18 protein-coding genes are annotated in these 23,707 nt (G+C 35.6%); 16 read left to right on the top strand and 2 right to left on the bottom strand.

Going from position 1 to position 23,707, the window contains the following annotated elements:
• Positions 1-35 precede the first annotated feature (35 nt).
• Both HAV12_RS07510 and HAV12_RS07505 read left to right on the top strand, forming a co-directional pair.
• Positions 36-1,010 (top strand): DUF3667 domain-containing protein, encoded by a 975-nt coding sequence (locus HAV12_RS07510; RefSeq protein ID WP_132034873.1) that lies wholly within the window; start codon positions 36-38, stop codon positions 1,008-1,010.
• Positions 1,011-1,017: 7 nt separating this feature from the next.
• A complete protein-coding gene (locus tag HAV12_RS07505) occupies positions 1,018-2,040 on the top strand; it encodes a M28 family peptidase (protein ID WP_132034871.1) in 1,023 nt (340 codons plus the stop codon).
• A 189-nt stretch (positions 2,041-2,229) separates the two neighbouring features.
• Here HAV12_RS07505 and rho read toward each other — a convergent pair whose 3' ends face one another.
• Entirely contained in the window at positions 2,230-4,044 is a 1,815-nt protein-coding gene (rho, locus tag HAV12_RS07500; protein WP_171569104.1) for a transcription termination factor Rho, read from the bottom strand.
• 182 nt (positions 4,045-4,226) lie between these two features.
• Between rho and HAV12_RS07495 the strand changes: the two genes are divergently transcribed.
• The 3 genes from HAV12_RS07495 to HAV12_RS07485 all read left to right on the top strand — a co-directional run bounded on the left by HAV12_RS07495 (position 4,227) and on the right by HAV12_RS07485 (position 6,378).
• Positions 4,227-4,640, top strand: coding sequence for a DUF4293 domain-containing protein (locus tag HAV12_RS07495; protein WP_132034867.1), 414 nt, complete (start codon positions 4,227-4,229; stop codon positions 4,638-4,640).
• Positions 4,641-4,795: 155 nt separating this feature from the next.
• Positions 4,796-5,458, top strand: coding sequence for a response regulator transcription factor (locus tag HAV12_RS07490; protein WP_171569103.1), 663 nt, complete (start codon positions 4,796-4,798; stop codon positions 5,456-5,458).
• Positions 5,459-5,472: 14 nt separating this feature from the next.
• Positions 5,473-6,378 (top strand): sensor histidine kinase, encoded by a 906-nt coding sequence (locus tag HAV12_RS07485; protein ID WP_171569102.1) that lies wholly within the window; start codon positions 5,473-5,475, stop codon positions 6,376-6,378.
• A 4-nt stretch (positions 6,379-6,382) separates the two neighbouring features.
• Here the strand turns inward: HAV12_RS07485 and HAV12_RS07480 are convergent, their stop codons facing one another.
• Entirely contained in the window at positions 6,383-6,877 is a 495-nt protein-coding gene (locus HAV12_RS07480) for a metallophosphoesterase (protein WP_171569101.1), read from the bottom strand.
• 319 nt (positions 6,878-7,196) lie between these two features.
• On the opposite strand from HAV12_RS07480, the gene truA reads away from it, so the two are divergent.
• From truA to HAV12_RS07425, 11 genes are all read left to right on the top strand, one after another.
• Positions 7,197-7,931, top strand: a complete 735-nt coding sequence (gene truA / locus HAV12_RS07475) for a tRNA pseudouridine(38-40) synthase TruA (protein ID WP_171569100.1) — start codon at positions 7,197-7,199, stop codon at positions 7,929-7,931.
• Between the two features lie 163 nt (positions 7,932-8,094).
• Positions 8,095-9,849, top strand: coding sequence for an ABC transporter ATP-binding protein (locus HAV12_RS07470; protein WP_171569099.1), 1,755 nt, complete (start codon positions 8,095-8,097; stop codon positions 9,847-9,849).
• Positions 9,850-9,876: 27 nt separating this feature from the next.
• Positions 9,877-11,448, top strand: coding sequence for a histidine kinase (locus HAV12_RS07465; protein WP_171569098.1), 1,572 nt, complete (start codon positions 9,877-9,879; stop codon positions 11,446-11,448).
• An 86-nt stretch (positions 11,449-11,534) separates the two neighbouring features.
• Positions 11,535-14,126, top strand: coding sequence for a zinc-dependent metalloprotease (locus tag HAV12_RS07460; protein WP_171569097.1), 2,592 nt, complete (start codon positions 11,535-11,537; stop codon positions 14,124-14,126).
• Positions 14,127-14,144: 18 nt separating this feature from the next.
• Positions 14,145-17,486 carry a SusC/RagA family TonB-linked outer membrane protein gene (locus HAV12_RS07455; protein WP_171569096.1) on the top strand — a complete coding sequence of 1,114 codons (3,342 nt, stop codon included), beginning with the start codon at positions 14,145-14,147 and terminating at the stop codon, positions 17,484-17,486.
• A 12-nt stretch (positions 17,487-17,498) separates the two neighbouring features.
• A complete protein-coding gene (locus HAV12_RS07450) occupies positions 17,499-18,818 on the top strand; it encodes a RagB/SusD family nutrient uptake outer membrane protein (protein ID WP_171569095.1) in 1,320 nt (439 codons plus the stop codon).
• Between the two features lie 236 nt (positions 18,819-19,054).
• A complete protein-coding gene (locus tag HAV12_RS07445) occupies positions 19,055-19,819 on the top strand; it encodes a LytTR family DNA-binding domain-containing protein (protein WP_132034847.1) in 765 nt (254 codons plus the stop codon).
• Positions 19,820-20,019: 200 nt separating this feature from the next.
• The gene (locus tag HAV12_RS07440; RefSeq protein WP_171569094.1) at positions 20,020-20,604 is read left to right on the top strand and encodes an NUMOD4 domain-containing protein; all 585 of its coding nucleotides are present in this window, start codon (positions 20,020-20,022) and stop codon (positions 20,602-20,604) included.
• Between the two features lie 205 nt (positions 20,605-20,809).
• Positions 20,810-22,198, top strand: coding sequence for a dihydrolipoyl dehydrogenase (lpdA, locus tag HAV12_RS07435; protein ID WP_132034843.1), 1,389 nt, complete (start codon positions 20,810-20,812; stop codon positions 22,196-22,198).
• A 378-nt stretch (positions 22,199-22,576) separates the two neighbouring features.
• Complete coding sequence (locus HAV12_RS07430; protein ID WP_171569093.1) at positions 22,577-22,927, top strand: hypothetical protein; 351 nt, start codon at positions 22,577-22,579, stop codon at positions 22,925-22,927.
• 85 nt (positions 22,928-23,012) lie between these two features.
• Positions 23,013-23,504 carry a YgcG family protein gene (locus tag HAV12_RS07425; protein ID WP_171569092.1) on the top strand — a complete coding sequence of 164 codons (492 nt, stop codon included), beginning with the start codon at positions 23,013-23,015 and terminating at the stop codon, positions 23,502-23,504.
• The last annotated feature ends 203 nt before the right edge of the window (positions 23,505-23,707 follow it).

Raw genomic sequence — 23,707 nt, 5'->3', positions numbered from 1 at the left:
CCAACCAACCAAAACCAAATTAACCAAAATTACCAATGTCACACAGTCCGATTAGAAAAGACAAAACCTGTTTAAATTGCAGGCACGTTGTAGAGCAGAAATTTTGTCCGAATTGCGGACAGGAAAATACAGATAGCAGAAAAACATTTCATCATTTGTTTATTCATTTTTTTGAAGACTTAACGCACTATGAAAATGCTTTCTGGAAAACGATTAAAAATCTGCTCTTTAAACCTTCAACCCTGACCAAAGAATATCTTTCGGGAAAAAGACTGTCCTATCTGGCACCGGTTCGTTTGTATATTTTCATCAGTTTTATTACTTTTCTTTTAATTGCTCTTTTTCCGAGTAAAGTGAGCGAAGGCATTAATAAAAGCGAGAAAGAACTGAATACCGCCGAAATAATCAGTCAGGCGAATAAGGAAGGTGAAATGAAAATTTCCAGTAAATTTTTCGATTTCAAATCGATGAAAGAAATAGATTCGATTCAGAAATATGGAAAACAAGAAGATAAGCTTTCCGATTTTCAATACTGGGCTTATGAAAAAGTAACGAATGTCACCGAACACAATACTAAAAAGGAAATCATTGAAAAATTTATTGAGTCCTTTTTTCATAATATTCCCAAAATATTGTTTGTCATAATGCCGTTTTTCGCTTTCTTTTTATGGATTTTTCACAACAAAAAGAAATGGTATTACTTTGACCACGGGATATTTACACTGCATTATTTTTCGTTCCTGCTTTTAATCTTCCTTATTTTGTTTATTGTAAACAGGGTATTCGGTTTATTTGGAGAAAATAGTCCCCTGGCCGTTATATCTGATATCATAACATTTGTCGGAACGATATGGATGTGTTATTATTTTTATCCGGCACATCATCGTTTTTATGGGGAAACGAGAATAGTTTCTTTTATAAAAAGCGTGTTTTTATTCTTTATAAACTCCCTTTTTATTTTATTTTTACTCCTATTTTATATTTTTTACACATTCATCAATTTACACTAAACCAAAAATGAAAAAACTTGTAATTTTATTATTAATTACTTCTGCATTTTCATGTAAAAATGCGCAACTGGCTGCCTCTAAGGACAATTCAGATCCAACGAAATACATGAAAGTCATCACTGAAAAGGATCTGAAAACAATGCTGTACGTTGTGGCTTCAGATGAAATGGAAGGCCGTGAAACAGGTTCAAAAGGACAAAAAAAAGCCGGTCTTTATATGATTGACCAATACAAAAAGAATGGGATTTCGTTTCCTAAAGGAGCAAAAGATTACTATCAGCCTATTCCGGCAGCATTCCTGAATGCAAGACGCAACGAAAATTTACCTGATTCCGAAAATATCTGGGCGTATATTGAAGGTTCTGAAAAACCGGATGAAGTACTGGTAATTTCAGCGCATTATGACCACGTTGGAATCAAAAATGGTGATGTATACAACGGTGCTGATGATGATGGTTCCGGAACTGTAGCGGTTATGGAAATAGCAAAAGCATTCGCAAAAGCCAAAAAAGACGGACACGGACCAAAACGTTCTATCTTATTCCTTCACGTTACCGGAGAAGAGCACGGATTACACGGTTCCCGTTATTATTCTGAAAACCCGTTGTTCCCCATTGCAAACACGATCACTGATATCAATATTGATATGATCGGACGCCGTGATGTCGAACATGCTAAATCTAACAATTATGTATATGTCATCGGAGCTGACCGTTTATCAACAGATTTACATAATGCGGTGGTAAGCCAAAACGAAAAATACACCAAAGTAGACCTGGATTTTAAGTTTAATGACCCAAAAGATCCAAACCATTTTTATGAGCGTTCTGACCACTATAACTTTGCAAAATATGGTATTCCGGCTGTTTTCTTCTTCAACGGAGTTCACGAAGATTACCACGGAAAAGGGGATGAACCTCAAAAAATCGAATACGATGCTTTAACCAAAAGAGCGCAACTGGCATTTGTTGTAGCCTGGGATTTAGCGAACAGAGAGAACAGACCGGTAGTTGATAAGCCTGTTAAATAGAGGTTCTGAGGTACTAAGTTGCTAAGGCACTAAGGTTTCCTTTTAGAATCTATACTATAAAAAAAGGGATGAGTTTTTAAAACTTCATCCCTTTTTGTTTTATTTTACTTAGAACCTTAGCAACTCAGTACATCAGTAACTTAAAAAAAACCTTTGAACCTTTGCATCTTAGTACCTCAGCACCTCTTCTTAGTCATTCATAGAAATCAAAAACTCTTCGTTATTTCTGGTTTTCTTGAAACGTTCGTTTACAAAATCCATCGATTCTACCGGGTTCATATCAGACAGGTATTTACGCATAATCCACATTCTCTGCAGTGTTTTTTCGTCTAATAATAAATCATCGCGACGTGTACTTGAAGACGTTAAATCGATAGCCGGGAAGATACGTTTGTTGGCAATCTTACGATCCAATTGTAGCTCCATGTTACCGGTTCCCTTAAATTCTTCAAAAATCACTTCATCCATTTTAGAACCTGTTTCGGTCAATGCAGTTGCGATGATACTTAATGAACCTCCGTTTTCTACATTTCTTGCCGCTCCGAAGAAACGTTTTGGTTTTTGTAATGCATTGGCATCAACACCACCACTTAACACTTTTCCTGATGCCGGCTGAACCGTATTGTAAGCTCTTGCCAAACGTGTTATCGAGTCTAATAAAATAACGACATCATGTCCGCATTCTACTAAACGTTTTGCTTTTTCAAGAACGATATTGGCAATTTTAACGTGTTCCTGCGGCTCTCTGTCGAAAGTTGAAGCGATCACTTCTCCACGAACACTTCGCTGCATATCGGTAACCTCCTCAGGACGCTCATCAATAAGAAGAACGATAAGATAAACTTCAGGATGATTGGCTGCAATTGCGTTGGCAATGTCTTTTAATAACATTGTTTTACCGGTTTTCGGTTGCGCAACTATCATACCACGCTGTCCTTTTCCTATTGGGGAAAATAAATCGATAATACGGGTTGAAACGGAACTGCCTTTTTCGGCCAGTTTGAATTTTTCTGAAGGAAAAACCGGGGTTAAGTGTTCGAAAGAAACTCTGTCGCGAACTACTTGCGGATCGTGACCGTTAATTTTAAGTACACGAACTAAAGGGAAAAATTTCTCGCCTTCTTTAGGAGGACGTACCACTCCTTTTACAGTGTCTCCGGTTTTTAAACCAAATAATCTGATTTGTGAAGTGGATAAATAAATATCATCCGGTGAAGCTAAATAATTATAATCTGATGAACGTAAGAATCCGTATCCGTCAGGCATCATTTCAAGCACACCTTCACTTTCTATAATTCCGTCAAATTCAAAATCTGAATCCCTGAAATTATTCTTTTTATTTTTATGATTTGGATTCTGATTACCGTTATTACCATTAACATTTCCATTCCCGTTTTGATTTGGATTCTGATTCGGGTTTTGAGCTGCAGGAGCCTGATTTGGATTTTGATTCTGGTTTTTATTCTGATTCGGGTTTATCTTTTTTACCGGAGCAGGAGTTTCTGTTTTTTCAATCGTTGCTTCCGGGGTCTCAACAGTTTCCTGTGTTTCTTCGGCAACAACTTCTTTCACTGCTTCTTTTTCTTTTTGCTGAGCGACCTTTTTCTCGTAAGCTGATTTATTAAATTTTACGATTTTTGGTCCTTTTTTCTCCGCTACCTTTTTCGCGGGAACCTCTTCTGCTTTTGGAGCTTCCTCCGGAACTTCCGAAGTTTCAGGTTTCACAGGGATTTCTTCTGCTTTATCAAATTCCAGAACCGGAGTATTTTTGCTAATCGCGGCTTTTTTTACAGGAACAATCCTTGTTCTTTTTGGCTTGTCATCAGCTATTTCCGCATCGGCAACAGCACTAACAGGTGGCGCCACAGTCGATTCTTGGTGTGTTAAAATCTGACTGATTAAAGTCTCTTTTTTAACCCCATTAAACTTTATAGTTTTAGCTAACTTAGCTATTTCTTGAAGCTCAGAAAGCTTCATTTCTTTTAATGCAGAAATATCAAACATGAATGTTCTATGAATTTAATTATTTTAACAGAAATACTGTAAAAGAATAGGTAGATAATTGTTTTGAATTGACCGCAGTATGAAGTGCTTACGGTATTATGATGCAATAATACGAATAAAATTTTATCATACAATAGTATTTATAAAAAAGAAAATATATTTTTGTAAAACAATTTTAGACCATGATACAACGAATTCAGACCGTATATTTAATTCTTACCTTCATCGTAACGGGGGTATTGGTGTTTTTCATCCCGCTTTGGACATTAAGCAACGGAAAAGCATTTTATTTTATGCAGGATCAGGTGTACACCATTTTACTGGGTCTAAGTACAATGCTTACGATTATCAGTATTATTTCATATAAGAAAAGACAAAATCAGTTTGTGATGGGCAGGCTGAATATAATATTAAACTTAATTTTATTAGGATTATTTGTATATCGATCACTAAATCTATCTGGAGAGACAGTTACTGTTTCAGAGAAAGGTATTGGGATGTTTCTTCCGATTGTTGCTATCGTGTTATTAGTTTTAGCTAATAAGGCCATCAAAAAGGACGAAGATCTTGTAAAATCTGTAGATCGTTTGAGGTAAACCTATAAACTTAATTTATTTGTGTGAAAAAACCCGGATTTTATAATTCGGGTTTTTTTGTGCTAAAAAATCAAACCGGTCTAATAGATTAACTAAAAGTGTTTTTATTTGTAAGTTATTATTTATAAATTTGGCTCCGATATCAAAAAAAGATAATGAAGGAGAAAATTAGAATACATTTAGCTGACGATCATCAGGTGCTTATTGACGGTCTTGCTAATTTATTGTGCACTGTTACGGACTTTGAAGTTGTGGGTCATTCCCTGGACGGAACTACTATTTACGAAGATGTCCTAAAAACCAAAGCTGATATTCTATTACTTGACATCAGCATGCCTGATAAGGATGGAATTAAAGTACTGAAAGAATTCGGTCAAAAAAAATTTCCCTGCAAGGTCATTATCCTTTCGAGTTATGATGATTTAAAAATAATAAAGCTGGTAATGAAACTGGGCGCAAAAGGCTATCTTACCAAAAAATGTGCCGGTGAAAATATTATTGAAGCCATTAATGCGGTACACCTTGATGAGGAATATTTTGACAATTATATAAGAGAAAAAATCTTTGCCAGCTTCACTAAGAACAATCCGAAATTCAATAAAAAATCTTTTACCGAAAACCAGCTGCTAACTTCAAGAGAACTGGAAGTCATCACTTTAATATCGCTGGAATACAGTGGAAAAGAAATAAGCGAACAACTTTTTATTACCCTGAATACCGTAGAAACACATCGAAAAAATATAATGAAAAAGTTAAAAATCAAAAACGTGATTGGTCTTGTAAAATATGCTTTAAAGAACAATTTGATAAACCCGTAATTACACTCTTTTCCATGTCAATTTCAAAAAAAATACTGATCCTTATCCTTTTAGTCACCACTGCAGGTTTTGCCTACAGTCCCCACAGCGTACTTTTAGAAAAATCTGGAATAAATCAAGATTCCCTAAAAAAAGAACAGCTTCAGCTTATTAAAACCGACAATAAAAAGATCGTAAGCCTGGTTATTATTCTTGTGATAATGCTCCTGATGTTATCGTATTTCTATTACCGCAATGGCGAACTAAAACGAAAAAACAAGCAAAAAGACATCAAACAAAAAATACAGCTCAACATCATTAATTCCGGGATTGACGGTCAGGAAAACGAAAGAAAAAAAATTGCCGCTTTTTTGCATGATAACATCAATTCTTTGCTTTCTTCGGTTGGTTTGCATCTCAATGCCTTTTCAACCCAGAACAACATTCACTCTGATGAAATCGCTAAAGCAAAAGCTATTTTAGAAGAAGCCCACGATCGGTTACGCGACATGTCGCATGAACTGATACCTGCTCTTTTAGTTCGTTTTGGACTCTTACACGCTCTGGAAGATTTATGTGAGAGAAATACAACCCACCATATTCATTTTCAGTTTTTAAGTTCAATTGCAAGCGAAAAAAGATACCCGGAAAAATTCGAAATGAAAATTTACTTTATTGTATCCGAACTACTAAATAACATCATAAAACATAGCGGAGCATCAAAAGCTCAGATTTCGTTACGTGAAAAAGAAAACTGGTTCATCCTTATTATTCAGGATAACGGAAAAGGATTTAACGCCGAAAAACAAAATGAAACCGAAGGTTTTGGCCTCAATCGAATAAGAGCCCGAATTAAAAAATTAAAAGGAAGTATCAGTATTATTTCCAAACCCAATACCAATTCGGGGACCTCTGTAAAAATAAAAATTCCGATTTCGTAAAAGATTATTTTTTACCAATTTCTATAATTTCCAGATCTTTGATTTTATCGTCATCAATTACAAATCGCAACATGGTTCTCATTTGATGGAATCCACTTTTACCGGCTGCTCCGGGATTCATGTGCAACAAATTGTTCTTTTTATCAAACATGACTTTCAGGATATGAGAGTGTCCGCAAATGAATAATTTAGGTGGATTTACTGCCATTTCTTCCCTGATGTTTGGATTGTATTTTCCCGGATAACCTCCAATATGGGTAATCCAAACCAAAACATTTTCGCATAAAAAACGGTTGTGTAACGGAAATTCCAATCTGGCTTGTGCATCATCGATATTACCGTAAACACAACGCAACGGTTTCAGCTTTTTTATGGTATCGGTTACATTCAAATTACCAATATCCCCCGCATGCCAGACTTCATCAGCCTGTGCCACGTATTTTAAAATTACATCATCTATATGGCTGTGCGTATCGGAAAGAAGGAGGATTTTTTTCAATTTTTTTTTAAGGTGTAAAGGTTCAGAGGTACAAAGGTACAAAGATTCAGAAGATGCAAAGGTTTTTTTCTTTGAAGGTACTGAGTCGATAAGGGGCTAAGACCCTAAGAATCTTTGTACTAATGTGATACGTTTTTTAAGGTTTTTACAATTAGGCATGGCAACAATAAAATTTAAAACTAATCAAAAAAACCTTTGAACCTTGTAACTCTGAACCATTGTAACTCCAAAAAAACCTTTGAACCTTTGCTCCTCAGAACCTTTGTAACTCCAAAAAAACCTTTGTACCTTTGCACCTCAAAACCTATGAACCTTTACTTTGAGATATTTTATTCAATTCGCATACAACGGAACACATTATCACGGCTGGCAAATTCAGCCTAACGCCTCTTCTGTTCAGGAGACTTTAAACAAGGCGCTTTCGGTTTTGTTAAATACCCCCATAAATGTGATGGGTGCCGGGCGAACCGATACGGGTGTTCATGCACATCAAATGTATGCTCATTTTGATTTTGAAAATCAGATTGATGTTCCGGTTTTAGTACACAAACTCAACTCCTATTTACCAAAAGACATTGCCATTTTTAATCTTATTGAGGTTCATGATGACGCGCATTGTCGGTTTGATGCGACGAAGAGAACGTACGAATATCACATCAACACTGTTAAAAATCCATTTCTGGAAGAATTGAGTTGGTATTTTAATCAAAAATTAGACGTAGTTTTGATGAATGAAGCCGCGAAAATCCTACTGAATCATACCGATTTTCAATGTTTTTCGAAAGTAAATACAGATGTCAATACATTCGACTGCATGGTTTTTGAGGCGTATTGGACTACTGAAAATAACAAGCTTGTTTTTACGATTTCGGCGAATCGTTTTCTAAGAAATATGGTGCGCTCAATTGTCGGTACTTTGATCAGTATTGGTTTACACAAAATTTCACTGGCCGATTTTGAGACGATTATTGCGAGTAAAAGCAGAGAAAAAGCCGGATTTTCAGTTCCGGCACACGGATTATATTTAACTGAAATTGATTACGAATATATTTAGCTTTAGGCTATACGCTTTAAGCAATAAGCCTAACCGTACGGCGCACTATAGCAAAAAAAAATCATTAAGCCTAAGCTTACAGCTTATAGCTTATAGCTAAAAAAAAAGCAAGCATTAAGCCTGAAGCGTATAGCCTAAAGCCTAAAGCTTAAAGCAAGAAAAAATGAAAGCAAAAGCATTTGATACCGGTTTATTTAAACGAATTCTAAAATACACCAAACCTTATAAATTTCGCTATTACAGCGTTATTATCTTTGCCGTTTCACTGTCTGTTTTTGCAGCACTCCGCCCCTACTTATTAAAAGAAACGGTCGACGGCTATATCAAAACGCATGATAAGCATGGTTTACTGATGTACATTATATTGATGGGAGTCGTTCTTCTCATGGAAGTTTTCTCTCAGTTTTATTTTGTCTACTGGGCGAACTGGCTCGGACAGGATATTGTAAAAGACATTCGTACCAAACTTTTCAAACATATCTTAAGCTTCAGGATGAAATATTTTGATTTGGTTCCGGTTGGACAACTGGTCACCAGATCGGTTTCTGATATTGAATCGATTGCCCGTATTTTCAGCCAGGGATTATTTATGATTATCAGTGATCTGATGAAGATGCTGGTTGTGCTGATTTTTATGTTTTACATGAACTGGAAACTAACCTGGATCGTAGTCGTTGCGATGCCAATTCTGGTCTTTATAACCAGAATTTTCCAGCGCAAAATGCAGGTTGCTTTTGAGGAAGTCCGTACGCAGATTGCCAACATGAATTCGTTTGTTCAGGAACGTGTCACCGGAATGAAGATTGTACAGCTTTTTAACCGTGAGGCAATTGAAGCCGAAAATTTCAAAGAAATAAACAACAAACACAAAGTGGCCTGGATAAAAACGATCCTGTACAACTCGATATTTTTTCCGATTGCCGATATTATTTCGTCCATTACCCTTGGACTTGTAGTGGTTTATGGCGGGTTCCGAATTCTGAACGGAGATCATTTTACCACTTTCGGAGATTTGTTTTCGTATACGATGTTTATCGGAATGCTGTTTAATCCTTTGCGTCAGATTGCGGATAAATTTAATGAGATGCAGTTGGGAATGATCGCTGCCAATCGTGTCTTTGATATTATTGACACACAGGATCACATTCAGGACACCGGAACGCTCGAAGCACCTGTTTTTGACGGAAGTATCGAATTTAAAGATGTCCGTTTTAGTTATATCCCGGAAGAAGAAGTGATAAAAGGAATTGATTTATCTGTTGCTTCAGGTCAGACCATAGCCATTGTCGGATCTACAGGTGCAGGAAAATCGACTATTATTAATTTACTGAATCGCTTTTACGAAATCAACAGCGGAACTATTTATATTGACGGTCACAATATTGAGGACTATACGCTGGCATCTTTACGAAAACAAATTGCTGTGGTTTTACAGGATGTGTTTCTGTTTGCCGATACGATTTACAATAACATTACCTTACACAATCCGGAGATTACAAGGGAACAGGTTTTGAATGCCGCCAAAAAAATCGGAGTTCATGATTTTATTATGAGTTTGCCGGATAATTATGATTTTGATGTTAAAGAACGTGGTGTTATGCTTTCTTCGGGTCAGCGTCAGTTGATTGCTTTTTTACGTTCGTATGTGAGTAATCCGAGTATTTTGATTTTAGACGAAGCTACTTCGTCTATTGATACGTATTCAGAGGAACTGATTCAGCGTGCGACTGAAACCATTACAAAAGGAAGGACTTCAATTATCATTGCGCACCGACTGGCAACAATTGTAAACGCAGACAAAATTGTAGTAATGGACAAAGGTTTAATTGTCGAGCAGGGAACCCATCAGGAATTGCTGAACAAAACAGACGGGTATTATAAGAACCTTTACGATTCACAATTTTCGGTGGCTAATTAATTTTTTATTCCTAAACAAATTATTTTTTTGAAATTAAGATTTAGCAATATCACCTCCAGAAGAGCGTTCCTGATTTATGGAACTATCTCTATTTTGCTTACCGTAATTTCGGTATATTTCCTGAGCACCTTAATTACGGATCTTACCCAGAAATCCAATGAAGAGGGTGCTGACCGAAATTTTATCAAAAAGCAGGAGTTTATGTCGCAGGAATTTTCAAAATTTCTGGAACAGGAAAATCAGATTAAGCATGTTTTAAAGATTAGCAATCCTAAAAACCTTTCTGCCAATCTGGAAGTTTTGAGTTCTATTCAAATGACAAACTCCTTACTGACTAATAATTGGTTTAAGATTAATAACAATGAAATTCATTTTGGGAACGATACTATTTCTACAGCGTTAAAAAAAAGCATTCGCGATTTTGCCCTTCAAAACACATCAATACAACACATAAGTACCGTTATTCCTCAGGGGAAAGAATGGATCTGGAGAATTTATTTCAAATTGGTTTCTCCAGATCATACTACTGTACGTTATGGGTATGATATCAATTTAAAATCATTACACGATTATTTTGCAACAATCGACGGAACTGCACCCAATTATGCTTTTGTCTTTGATCAGAAAGGAACCTGCATTTTTCATCCCGAATCGGACTTTATAGGGAAAAATGTTTACGATATTAGTTCTTTGCAGGCTTCAGATACTATTTTTACCAGGAACCATGATTATGTAAAAAAGGTCACTTTATCAGAATACCTTAAACTTGATGTGATCCGGTTTACCAAAAGAATGAATTTAAAAGGTTCACATTGGTTTATTTGTGTTAGTTTTCCGAAAGTCCTTGTTGTAGAAAATGTTACTTCTATAAAGAAATATACCACTTTAATCTATTCGATTACGACTGTAATGCTGCTTTTAATTTTCTATCTGTTCACCTATGCCAACAGAAGAGCTTATAAAGAAAAAGAAGTGGTCATTCAGGAAAAGAACACACTTCTGTTAGAAAACGAAAAAATTATCAAGGAAAAAGCGCTGATTCAATTACAACAATTAAAAGAGCAGATCAATCCGCATTTTTTATTTAATTCGCTGAACTCCCTTTATATGTTAATTGACAGCGATGTAAAAACAGCGCAGAAATTCACCCTGAACCTGTCCCGTATTTATCGCTATTTAATTGATCCGCCTGAAAACAAAATAGTTCCCCTTAAGAATGAATTGTTATTCATAGAGAAATATATTTTCCTGCAGCAAACCCGTTTCAGGGAAGAGCTGTTTTTTTCTATTGAAATTGAAGATGAGTCGGCTCTGACCAAAAACCTTCCCTACCTGGCCTTTCAGATTGTGGTTGAAAATGCCATCAAACACAACATGGCTACTGAGGAAACTCCGCTACACACCAGAATTGTTATTCAAACAGACAGGGTTATTATTTCCAACAATCTGCAACGCAAACAAAACTCAGAACCCAGTACTAAATTTGGGTTAAATTATCTTCAGAGCATTTACAGTTATTATTCTAAAACTGATTTTAAAGCATCAGAAAAAGAGGGGAATTTCGTATGTATTTTGCCTTTAATTGACATTCACTCCTAAAAAAAAGCCATTCACTCCTTTTTCTTTTTTTTTTGGCCGAATTACAAATATTTTCGATCAAAAATTAACCTAAAATTAACACCACAATGAGGAAAAAGGCAATCCTGTGTAACTTAAAAGTAATCGTTGCATTAGTTTTATTTTTAGTAGGCCCTATTTCTGTTTTTTCACAGAAGAATAAGAAAAAAGAAAATAATACCGAAATAGAAAAAGACAGCACATCTTCCAAAAAAGGAAAAAAATACGATGACCTTGTAAAAAAAGGAACCGTAAAAAAAGGTCTTTTCAATATTATACAGGTTAAAACAGATGTTTATTTTGAAATTCAGGATAGTTTATTCGAAAGAGAATTTCTGGTAGTAAACAAATTATCGCAGGTTCCTTTTCAGGTGAATGATTTCGGATTCAATAAAGGAATGAATTACGAAAACAAAGTAATCAGTTTCTATAAAGATACAGTGGCAAAGAAAGTTTGGGTGAAGTCTTACATTCCTAAAGTTTCTTCTCCTAAAGACGATGCGATAACCGCTTCGGTAAAAGATAATTTTTCAGAATCCATTATTGAAGTATTTGATATTGAAACCAAAAATAATGATTCGACTTCCGTTGTTATTAAGGTAAACAAAATTTTTGACGGAAAACAAAAAAGCTTTAACGATGTCCTGAGCAATATCGACTTTGGAGGTTCGGTACTTTCGAACTTATCGTATATAGAAAGCCTGAAAGCATTCCCGAAAAATGTAGTAGTAAAATCGCAGTTAACGACTTCCGTTAGTGAAGGCGGCCCTGCTTTATCTGTAACACTTGGCGTGACAAGCAATATTGTTCTGCTGGATAAAGTTCCGATGAAGCCCAGATTTTCCGATAACCGCATTGGGTATTTCACCGAAAAACACTGGTATTTTGCCGATGCCCAACAGGCAATGATTGAAAAAGAACTGATTACCCGCTGGAGATTAGAACCAAAAAAGGAAGATGAAGAAAAATATCTGAAAGGTGAATTGGTGGAACCTAAAAAACCTATCGTTTATTATATCGATCCTTCGACTCCAAAACAGTGGAGAAAATATATTATTGACGGTGTTCACGACTGGCAGGTTGCTTTCGAAAAAGCCGGTTTTAAAAATGCTATAATTGCCAAAGAGCCTACAGCAGCCGATTTGGATTTTGATATTGACGATGTACGTTATTCTGTTATTACTTATGCTGCTTCGCAAAAGTCAAATGCGATGGGACCATCGGTTGTTGACCCAAGAAGCGGTGAAATTATTGAAGCCGATATTATCTGGTGGCATAATGTAATGACGTCTTTACAGAGCTGGATGCGTATTCAGACCGGGCCGATTGATCCGAAATCAAGAGGAAATACCTTTAGCGATGAGCATATGGGAGAAGCGATCCGATTTGTATCGTCTCACGAAGTAGGTCACACTTTTGGTCTGAAACATAATATGGGGGCTTCTTTTGCTTACGATGTTGAATCGTTACGTTCTAAAGAATTCACGGCAAAAATGGGTGGAACGGCTCCTTCCATTATGGATTATGCCCGTTATAATTATGTAGCACAACCGGAAGATAACGTTACGGCTATCACTCCAAAAATTGGGGAATATGACAAATACGCTATCGAATGGGGATACAGATGGTATTCGAATAATGATAATCAGAGATTAAAACTGAATTCATTAATCACTTTACATCAGAATGATCCGATTTATTTTTATGGCGAACAGCAGGGAGAAGTAATTGATCCGCGTTCCCAATCGGAAGATTTAGGAAATGATGCTGTAAAAGCAAGTGAATACGGATTGAAAAACTTAAAACGTGTCGTAGATAATATTTTAGACTGGACGTACGATAAGGATCAGTCTTATTACGAAACGGCTAAATTATACATTGGAACCATTGGTCAGTGGCAATTGTACAATCGTCACGTACTAAACAATATTGGTGGAATCTATCTGAACGTAACCGTTCACGGAGATAACAAACAAAGCTACGTCCCGGTTCCTGCCGTAATGCAAAAAAGAGCGGCAGACTATTTAGTAAAGAATGTAATAACGATTCCGCAATGGTTGTTTTTCAATCCGATTCTGGACAAAACGAATCCGTTAAAAGATTCTCCACTGGGACCTTATGAATATACGCCTTACACTTTGGCAAGAGAATTACAATGCGGAATATTGTACGATTTATTGAGCGATGAACGTTTATTAAGAATGACCGAGAATGAGTTATACCAGCGAAACGAAACCAAAGAAAAGGTATTTACCGTAAATGAATTGTTCAAAAAATTACATCAGCAGATTTTTGCCCCGACGATCTTAAACAAATCACTAACGATTCTGGAGCGTATGACCCAAAAGAATTATGCAGATATTTTAATTGTGTCAACAAATAAAATATTTGAAAAAACAGAACCTAAGAAAACAGTTGATTTACATACCTTAAGCATGCCTCAGTTATGTACGTATATGCAGGACGGAGAAATGATAAGAAACATTAATCAGTACTCTTTAAAAAGAATTACAGAAGTCACTTCTGATAAAAAAGGAGAACTTGGAAAAGTGCTTCAGCTTTTAAAAAGCAAAAAGAATACCGGAGATCAGTCTACTCAAAACCATTATACAGATTTAATACAAAGAATAGAAAAAGCATTAAGTAACACAACCTTTTAATAAATAACCCCCAAAAACATGAGAAAAATTTTACATGCCCTACTGCTACTCCTGGCCATCGCAGGATACTCGCAGGAAACCCGAACTATTACGGGTATAATACTAGACGAAGCGGATCAGTCGCCAATACCCGGTGCATCGATTTTTGTTGAAAACAATTCGATTTCAAACAAAACATCTTATGCCGGAATTATTCAAAGTGAAGGAATCGGAACAACAACCGATTTTGATGGTAAGTTTACCTTGAAAATAGCAAAGAACATTACTTCTTTGAGAGTTACTTTTATGGGATATAAATCGTATACTCTTGAATTAGATGCTCAGAAAAATTATACGGTAAGCTTAAAATCTGAAACTGCAAAGCTTCAGGAAGTAGTGGTAACAGGATACCAGAAAATTGAGAAAAGAAAACTTACTGCTGCGGTTACCAAAATTGACATGTCTGCGATTCAGCAAACAGGGGTTTCCAGTATTGACCAGTTGTTAGTTGGACAAATTGCAGGGGTTGCTGTGAGTACTCCGTCAGGAGCACCCGGAGCACCGGCAAAAATCAGAATCAGGGGTACTGCTTCCTTAAATGGTACACAAGATCCGTTATGGGTATTGGATGGTTTACCATTAGAGAACAATGAAGTTCCAAAAAACTACGATAAAGACAATATTGATAATCTTACTAATTATTCTATCGCAGGTTTAAACCCTGATGACATTAAAGATATTACCATTCTAAAAGATGCCGCTGCAACAGCTATTTATGGTGCCCGTGCCGCAAATGGTGTAATCGTAGTAACTACTAAAAAAGGTAGAGCCGGTAAAATGGTAGTAAGTTTCAATACGAATACTTTTATTACGCAAAGACCTGAATTTTCTAAATTAAACTTAATGAACGCAAGTGAAAAAGTTGATTTGGAGCTTAACATGGCAGGACGTGAAGATTTAACTTATAGAGACACCGGTGGTGATATTGCTCGTATCCTTAACGGATCGAATGAATTAGCAGCTTTCAGAGCCGGTGGATTCTCTTCTTTGAGTCCGGCTACACAACAATCTATCAACAGCTTAAGAGGTAACAGCACAAACTGGGGTAACTTATTGTACCAAACTGCCATAAACACACAACACGGTTTAAGTTTATCCGGAGGTGGTGAAAAATCAGATTACTATTTCTCTTTAGGATACTATGACGAAAAAGGAACAACTATTGGTACCGGTTTCAAACGTTACAACTTAACGTTAAAAAACAACTATGAAATCACAGACAAATTTAAAGTTGGTGTTGGTATTTTTGGTGCAGAAAACAAAACTACATCTTACTTAACAGATTCGTATGCCTTTACAAATCCTTCTACTTACTCAAGAAACGTAAACCCATATTTAACTCCTTACAATGCTGACGGAAGTTATAAATATGATGAGGATATTGTTGGATATTCAGACCGTCACGTTCCTTTTAATTTCTTAGAGGAAAGAGCAAATACATCTTACGATTTAAAAACAAGATCTATAAAAGCATTATTAGATGCTGAATATAAACTTACCAAAGATATCAAAGTAACTAGTCAGTTAGGTTTGCAGTTAGATAATACAGCCAGTGAAAAATATGCTGGTAAAGATACCTACTACACAAGAAACCTAAGAGAAAAAACAAGTTACTTTAGTGGTGGAAATCAGGCTTATTTTCTTCCGGTTGGTGGTGTTATCCAAAACACAAACACAGACTTTTTTCAGTACAACCTGAAAACAATGATCAACTACTCTACAGTTATAGGTGAAAAACACGAAATTGAAGCAATGGTTGGTAATGAATTAAGAAGAAACCACACAACTTCTGTTGCTACAAAAGGTTTTGGTTATGATGACAAAAACTTAACTACGCAGCAAATTGTTTTCCCTAATACCAGTTTCTCTAAGGAATCAGATTACAGAACTTATGCTAAAACTGACAATGAAAATGCTTTTGCTTCCTTTTTTGCAACTGCTGCTTATACATACAACAAAAAATACAGCGTATTTGGTAGTGTGAGATATGATGGTTCAGACTTATTTGGTGTAGATCCAAAATATAAATATTTACCACTTTGGTCAACATCTGCTTCATGGGCCGTTTCTGAAGAAGATTTCTTAAAAGATAACTTAACACTTTCGAACTTAAGACTTCGTGCTTCTTACGGATTACAAGGGAACATTGACAAGGGAACTTCTCCTTATGTAGTGGGTTCAAACAATACAGCAATTATTCTTCCGGGACAATCAGAGCCTACAATTGTTGTACTTAGTCCTCCAAACGAGAAATTGCGTTGGGAAAAAACAACAAATACCAACTTAGGTATGGATCTTGGTTTATTTAATAATCGTATTAGCATCGTAACTGATTTTTACGGAAGAAAAAGTACGGACTTAATTGGTTTTAGATCACTTCCGTTAGAAAATGGTTTTGAATTTACCAATATGAACTGGGCACAGGTTAGTAACAAAGGTTACGAAATCACTTTGTCAACCAAAAACATCGATCGTCCAAACTTTAAATGGAACACAAGTATCAACTTGTCTCATAACAAAAGTAATGTAGATCGTCTTGAAGTAAGAGATAACAGCTTTTTACCAAATCAGGAAGGTTATGCAGTAAACGCTGTATTTGGATTTAAAACAAACGGAATCGATGAAAATGGTTACCCTTTATTTGTAAACAAAAAAGGAGAAACAGTAAATGCACAGACTTTCTTTGGTTTATTTGATCCATATGCTGATTTTTTCCCGGGTCAGATTACCGATACAAAATTAACACCTGCTGAGTTTAGAGACTTATTTGTTTATTTAGGAGATAAAGATCCTAAATTTACGGGAGGTATTACCAATACTTTTAAAGTGAGTAATTTTGACCTTGCAATTGCTGCATCTTTCAACATTAAGCAAACTGTAGTAAGGACTCCTCCTTATAATGGAACTCAGGTTGACAGAGGCCAGAACTATAGCAGAGATATCTTAAACGCATGGTCTCCAACGAATACATCATCTAATCTGCCTGGAATTACAAGTCAGGAGTCCGGTTCAGGAGATTCATGGATGGCTTACCAGTATTTCTCAACAGGAGGAGCTGCTGTCCCAGTTGTAAATTACTTAGATACATGGGTTAGCGAAATGAGCTACATGAGATTAAGCAGTGTACGTTTAGGCTATACATTTCCGAAAGCGTTTACCGATCAGATCAATATTCAAAGCATCAGATTTAATGTTGAAGCAAGAAATTTATTCGTAATTAGTTCAGACTACAAAGGGTATTTTGATCCTGAAACTTTCGGAAACATTTATGCACAACCAGTTCCTAAATCATTCACATTAGGATGTAATGTTACTTTCTAAAAAAAATAAAAGATGAAAAAATTCTCAATATATATATTATTTTTTGTTGCCGCAATAGCTGTAACAAGCTGCGATGACTATTTGGACATTACACCTGTCGGAAGAGTTATTCCTCAATCATTAGAAGATTACCGTCGTGTCCTTACAACAGGATATGCCACTTATCCGGAACACAAATCTCTGACCGCTGTTCGTACTGACGAATTGCAAATGGACGAATTTGCTGATGAACTTAACATTTTCAAGGATATTTACATTTGGAAGGATGTAAACCCGGACCGTATAACGTCTAGTTTTCAATATCAGGATTTATACACTGTAATTTTTTATACAAACGTTTTAATCAACGAAGGTTCAAAAAAATTACAAGTATCTGACGAAAGAAATCAATTAATCGGAGAAGCTTATTCCTTGAGAGCAATGGCTTATTTTGATTTGATTAACTTATTCGGAAAACCTTACAATCCTGCAACTGCAGGTTCAGACAAAGGAATTCCATTGGCACTGGAAATAGATTTAGAGCAGGTTTTTATACCACAAAGTGTAGAAGTAATCTACAACCAGATTATCTCTGACACTAAAGAAGCAGAAAAATTGCTTACCGTAAGTACGCAGACAAAAGGACTAAACTACCGTTTCTCTAAAGTTGCTTTGTACAGTTTAGAAAGCCGTGTTTATTTATACCAGCAACAATGGCAAAAATCTCAGGATGCTGCCGATAAAGCTTTAGCAATAAACAATGTTTTGGTTGATTTAAAAGCAACTCCTGTTTTAGCTACAAAATACGATTCGAAAGAATCAATTTTAGCACTTGAAGACGGATACATTAATGGTCTTAAACGTACATCATACGCTTCAACAGATTTACTTGCAGCGTATAACAGAACAACTGATTTACGTTTTCCTGTATATTTCTTAGCGAGCGGAAGCCGTTTCAGAATTCAAAAAGGAGCTAATGACGATCAAAAATGTTCTTTCAGAACTTCTGAGTTGTATTTGACAAAAGCAGAAACTGCATTAAAACTGAACAATATTGGTGATGCTAAAACAACCGTTTTAAGTTTTATCAAAAACAGATATACCGCTGCAGGATATACACAACTTGAAACTACTGTTAATGCAATGAATGCAGCTGATTTAACCAACTTCATTTTAGAAGAAAGACGTCGTGAATTTGCTGTTGAAGGACACCGTTGGTTTGATTTAAGAAGAACAACACAAAAAGAAATTATTCACACTTTAAATGGTGACGAATATAAATTGATACAAAACGATCCGCGTTATACCATTATTTTTCCGGCAAATGCGAGATTAAACAATCCCAATCTATAATACCTATTGTTTTTTTTAAAAGAGGTCCAGTTGCAAAACTGGGCCTTTTTTTGTTTATTACCGTAGTCAAATAAAAACGCTTTACCTGATTTGAACGACCTCATTAAACAAAATCCCTTCAAAATTTCAATAAAAAAACAATTCAGTATCATCAATTATAAAGCTTAACTAATATATTTGCAGAGTCAAATACCCGCTTTGTAATAGTATCAAAGCAATACACCATTCAAAAGAAGATGAAAATTGCCATTGTTGAAGATGAATATCTGGCTTCGAGTTATCTGAAATCTATTTTAGAACAGCAAAATATTGTACCGATAGCAGAAGTAACCGTTTTAAAATCGGTAAAAGAAGCCGTTGCTTTTTTTGCTGAAAACAAGGTTGACCTGGCTTTTATGGACATCCATCTTGGTGACGGAAAAAGTCTCGAAATTTTCGAAAAAACCATTATCTCCTCGCCTGTTATATTCGTTACGGCCTATGATTCTTATGCCATAAGGGTTTTCAAACATTTCACCATCGATTATCTCCTGAAACCTTTTGAAGAACAGGAATTGTTTGAAGCACTGGAGAAGTTTAAAAAAATAAAAAACACTTTCAACAGCGATTCTACCATCCAGTCACTTGTCGCACTCGAAAATCCGGAGACCAGCAAAATACAACGTCACTTTCTGGTGAATCACGGATACAAACTTATTTCTGTCAACCAGAACGATATTACCTATTTTGTAGCTTCCGGCAAGCATCTTTTTATTTATGTAAATTCAGGAAACAGCCATTTGTACAACAATACACTTACAGACATTATTCACAATCTGGATCCGGTTATTTTCTTTAAAGTCAACAGGAAATACATCGTGAGCAGAAGTATTATAAAAGAAGTCATCAAGCATTCCAACCAGAAAATCGAACTCAAACTTACCGTTCCTCCTATTGAAAATGATCCCATAATCATTAGCAAAAAAGAAATAAATAATTTTAAAAACTGGCTTGATCAGTAAATTTATGCTAATTTTTAGGTTGAAAACGACTTCCTTTTTAAATTTTAGCCAGTAAAATCCGTTTTCAAATGCTAAAAAAGTTCTTAAAAAAGTTAAAATAGCGTTATAAGAATCATAAAACTAGACCTCATAACCAATCCAATAGCCTTTCTCCCTTTTGAATTTTTTATATTTGAGAATCAAATCAAATGTAAAAGACAATGCCACAAAATAGATTTTATCCAAACGAAGAATTCAAAGAAATAGAAATAAATGCCTCTTTGCAACTTAGATATGCCATTTCAAACAGAGGACGACTAATAAGCTTTACCGACGAAATACAAAACGGCCGGCTCTTAAAAGGAGGATTAAGTGACGGATATCCAACATTCCGTTTTAAAGTGAAGAAGGACGACAAGATTGTCAATAAATATCTTTTCCTATACAAATTAGTAGCGCAGTATTTTATTCCGAAAAAATCAGAAGAGCAAAGTTATGTACTTCATTTAGATTACAACAGAAGCAATGATGATGTCAACAATTTACGTTGGGCAACAAAAGCCGAAATGATGGAACACAGCCGCAAAAGCCCTCATGTAATCCAGGCCAAAAAGAATCTGATCGAACATAACCTAAAATCGGACGGAAGAAAATTAACTACCACCAAAGTGATGTTAATCAAGAAAATTCTCGCCAGACCGGAACAAAAAACACGTCTGAAAATGATCGCCAAGCAATTCGGCGTAAGCGAAATGCAGATCAGACGTATTGCCAGCGGTGAAAACTGGGGACATATTAAGGTTTAATCGACTTGAATAAAATGCTAAAGGTAAAATGAGAGATGTAGGATATTTAAATCAACATTTCACATTTTACCTTTTTACTTTTTTACATCGTACTATTTTTTTAAAATAAATCCTTAAATTCGCAATCACAAATAACAAAGAAATTGAAAATGAGTTTCGGATTCAAAAACTTCATTTTCGGTAGTAAATACTAAAAGAAAAAAAAATGAAATACGACGTTATTGTTTTAGGAAGTGGTCCCGGCGGATATGTTACAGCAATCAGAGCTTCACAATTAGGTTTTAAAGTAGCTGTAGTTGAAAAAGAAAACTTAGGTGGTGTATGTTTGAACTGGGGATGTATCCCGACAAAAGCATTACTAAAATCGGCTCAGGTTTTTGATTATCTGAAACACGCTTCTGACTACGGATTAAAAGTTTCTGACTTTGATAAAGATTTCCCTGCAGTTGTACAACGTAGCCGTAATGTTGCAGAAGGAATGAGCAAAGGGGTTCAGTTCCTGATGAAAAAAAACAAAATTGACGTTATTGAAGGTTTTGGAAAACTAAAACCGGGAAAAAAACTGGACGTTACAGACAAAGACAATAAAGTTACCGAATATAGTGCCGATCATATTATCATTGCAACCGGAGCACGCTCCCGTGAGTTACCAAACTTACCTCAGGATGGTGTAAAAGTAATCGGATACCGTCAGGCAATGACCTTACCAACGCAGCCAAAATCTATGATTATTGTAGGTTCAGGAGCAATTGGAGTGGAGTTTGCACATTTCTACAACTCAATGGGAACAGATGTTACTATTGTCGAATTCATGCCAAACGTGGTACCCGTAGAAGACGAAGATATCTCAAAACAATTTGAAAAATCTTTGAAAAAAGCAGGTATAAAAGTAATGACGAGTTCTTCTGTAGAATCATTGGATACTTCGGGAGCTGGTGTAAAAGCAACTGTAAAAACAGCCAAAGGAGAAGAAATCCTTGAAGCTGATATCGTACTTTCTGCCGTTGGAATCAAAACAAACATTGAAAACATTGGTTTAGAAGAAGTTGGAATCGCTGTCGACAGAGATAAAATCTTAGTAAACGCTTACAATCAAACAAACATTCCGGGTTACTACGCAATTGGAGACATTACTCCTGGACAGGCTTTGGCTCACGTAGCTTCTGCTGAAGGAATCAACTGTGTGGAAAAAATTAAAGGATTACACGTAGATCCAATCGATTACGGAAACGTTCCGGGTTGTACTTACGCAACTCCTGAAATTGCTTCTGTTGGTCTGACCGAAAAACAGGCAAGAGAAAAAGGATACGATTTAAAAATTGGTAAATTCCCGTTCTCTGCTTCCGGAAAAGCAAAAGCATCCGGTAATTCAGACGGATTCGTAAAAGTAATCTTCGATGCCAAATACGGAGAATGGTTAGGATGCCACATGATTGGTGCCGGAGTTACAGATATGATTGCTGAGGCAGTTGTAGCCCGTAAACTGGAAACTACAGGTCATGAAATCCTAAAATCAATCCACCCTCACCCAACCATGAGTGAGGCCGTTATGGAAGCTGTGGCTGATGCTTACGGCGAAGTAATTCACTTGTAATACAAAACCGTTTTACGGTTACATATAATTTTCAATTTAAAAAATCCGTTTTGCTAACGCAAGTCGGATTTTTTTATTTAGGATGTCTTTGCTCATTTTCACGCAAAGGCGCAAAGTTTTTACGTCTGATTTCTGAAAAAAGGGAAGCTCTTTGCTTAAATGGTCTTTATCTGGTTGGGCTGTATTTATTTGTCAAATTATCTCTAAGTCGATTAAGACTATTCATTTTTTTTCTAAAGAAACAAATGAATAAAAAAACTAAAAAACTTTTCTCCTTCGTGCCTTTGCGTGAGATTTATTATTCGCATTATTTAAAAATCAGGTTTGCAGGAGCAAGTCGGATTTTTTTTCTATTTTCACTTGAGATAAAATCTTCTAATGAAATATAAAAAATCCGCAGTAAAAATACTATTAATCATTTTTCTCTTTGCACTGTTTGGCTCTTCCTTTTTTGGAAATATCTGGGGCTGTTTAATTGATCCCGCTTATTATATTCCAAAAGAATCTAATACTTTTATTTTTAACGCAAAGGTGATGCAAAACGGATCCAGTGATGCCTGGATTTACGGAGAGGACTACAACAATTATTACTATAATTCAGGATTAAACAAAAAAGAAATTATCTCCTTATCTAAAGAAGAAGCCAAAAAATGTCCTGATTTTAATGCTTTAAATATCAAATCCTGGTGCGGCATACAACAGGCAAGCACTTCAGAATCCCGTAAATAAAAACATTAACCTTTTAGTATCAAATTACAGGACAAATTCTAACAATAAAGTGGTAGTTTTGCGGCTCCCCAAAACAAATCTACCCATGAAAAAAATATTTTTCATTATTGCGCTTTCTGTTCTTTTTTCGAATAGCTTTTTTGCACAAACGAAAACGGAACCACAAAACATCTTCGGAAAAAAATACGATTACGTAAATGACTTCGAAAAAATCCTGACTCCAAAACAAGTACAAACTTTAAGTGCAACTTTAAAATCCTGTGAAACAAAAACCGGACATAAAATTGTTATAGTGACTACTCCATCAATAAGTCATTACACAGATCTTAGCGATTACTCTCTAGACCTTGACAAATATCTCAATACCAGCCTGAAAATTGACGCTTCCATTATACTGGTCATAAGCAAACAATTAAGGCAGATACAAATTCGCGGAATTGACAAATTACGCAATAAACTTAGCGACAAAGAAGTAGAAAGTATCATCTCCACTTTTGTAATTCCGGAATTAAAAAAAGGCGATTATTACAAAGGTTTACAAGATGGAGCAGCACAGATTATAAAAAAGCTGGAATAGAAATACTAAAAATTGAACTAAAATCCGGTTTGCAAAAGCAAATCGGATTTTTTTTGAGCATCTTGTTTTTAGTTTGTAAAATCATCCAAACTCTTTCCCTCCTATTGCCTGTCAAAAACAAAACAATTCCCCTTTTAAATTGTTAAAACCCAAAATACCAATCATAGTTGACAGAGCAAAAAATCGTGTCACAAAATGACAAT

Source organism: Flavobacterium sp. CLA17, from assembly GCF_013112255.2.
In the GTDB taxonomy this organism is placed as follows: Bacteria; Bacteroidota; Bacteroidia; order Flavobacteriales; family Flavobacteriaceae; genus Flavobacterium; species Flavobacterium circumlabens.
Note: the sequence above shows the minus strand (reverse complement) of the source record. Positions and strands in the feature narration are given on the sequence as shown.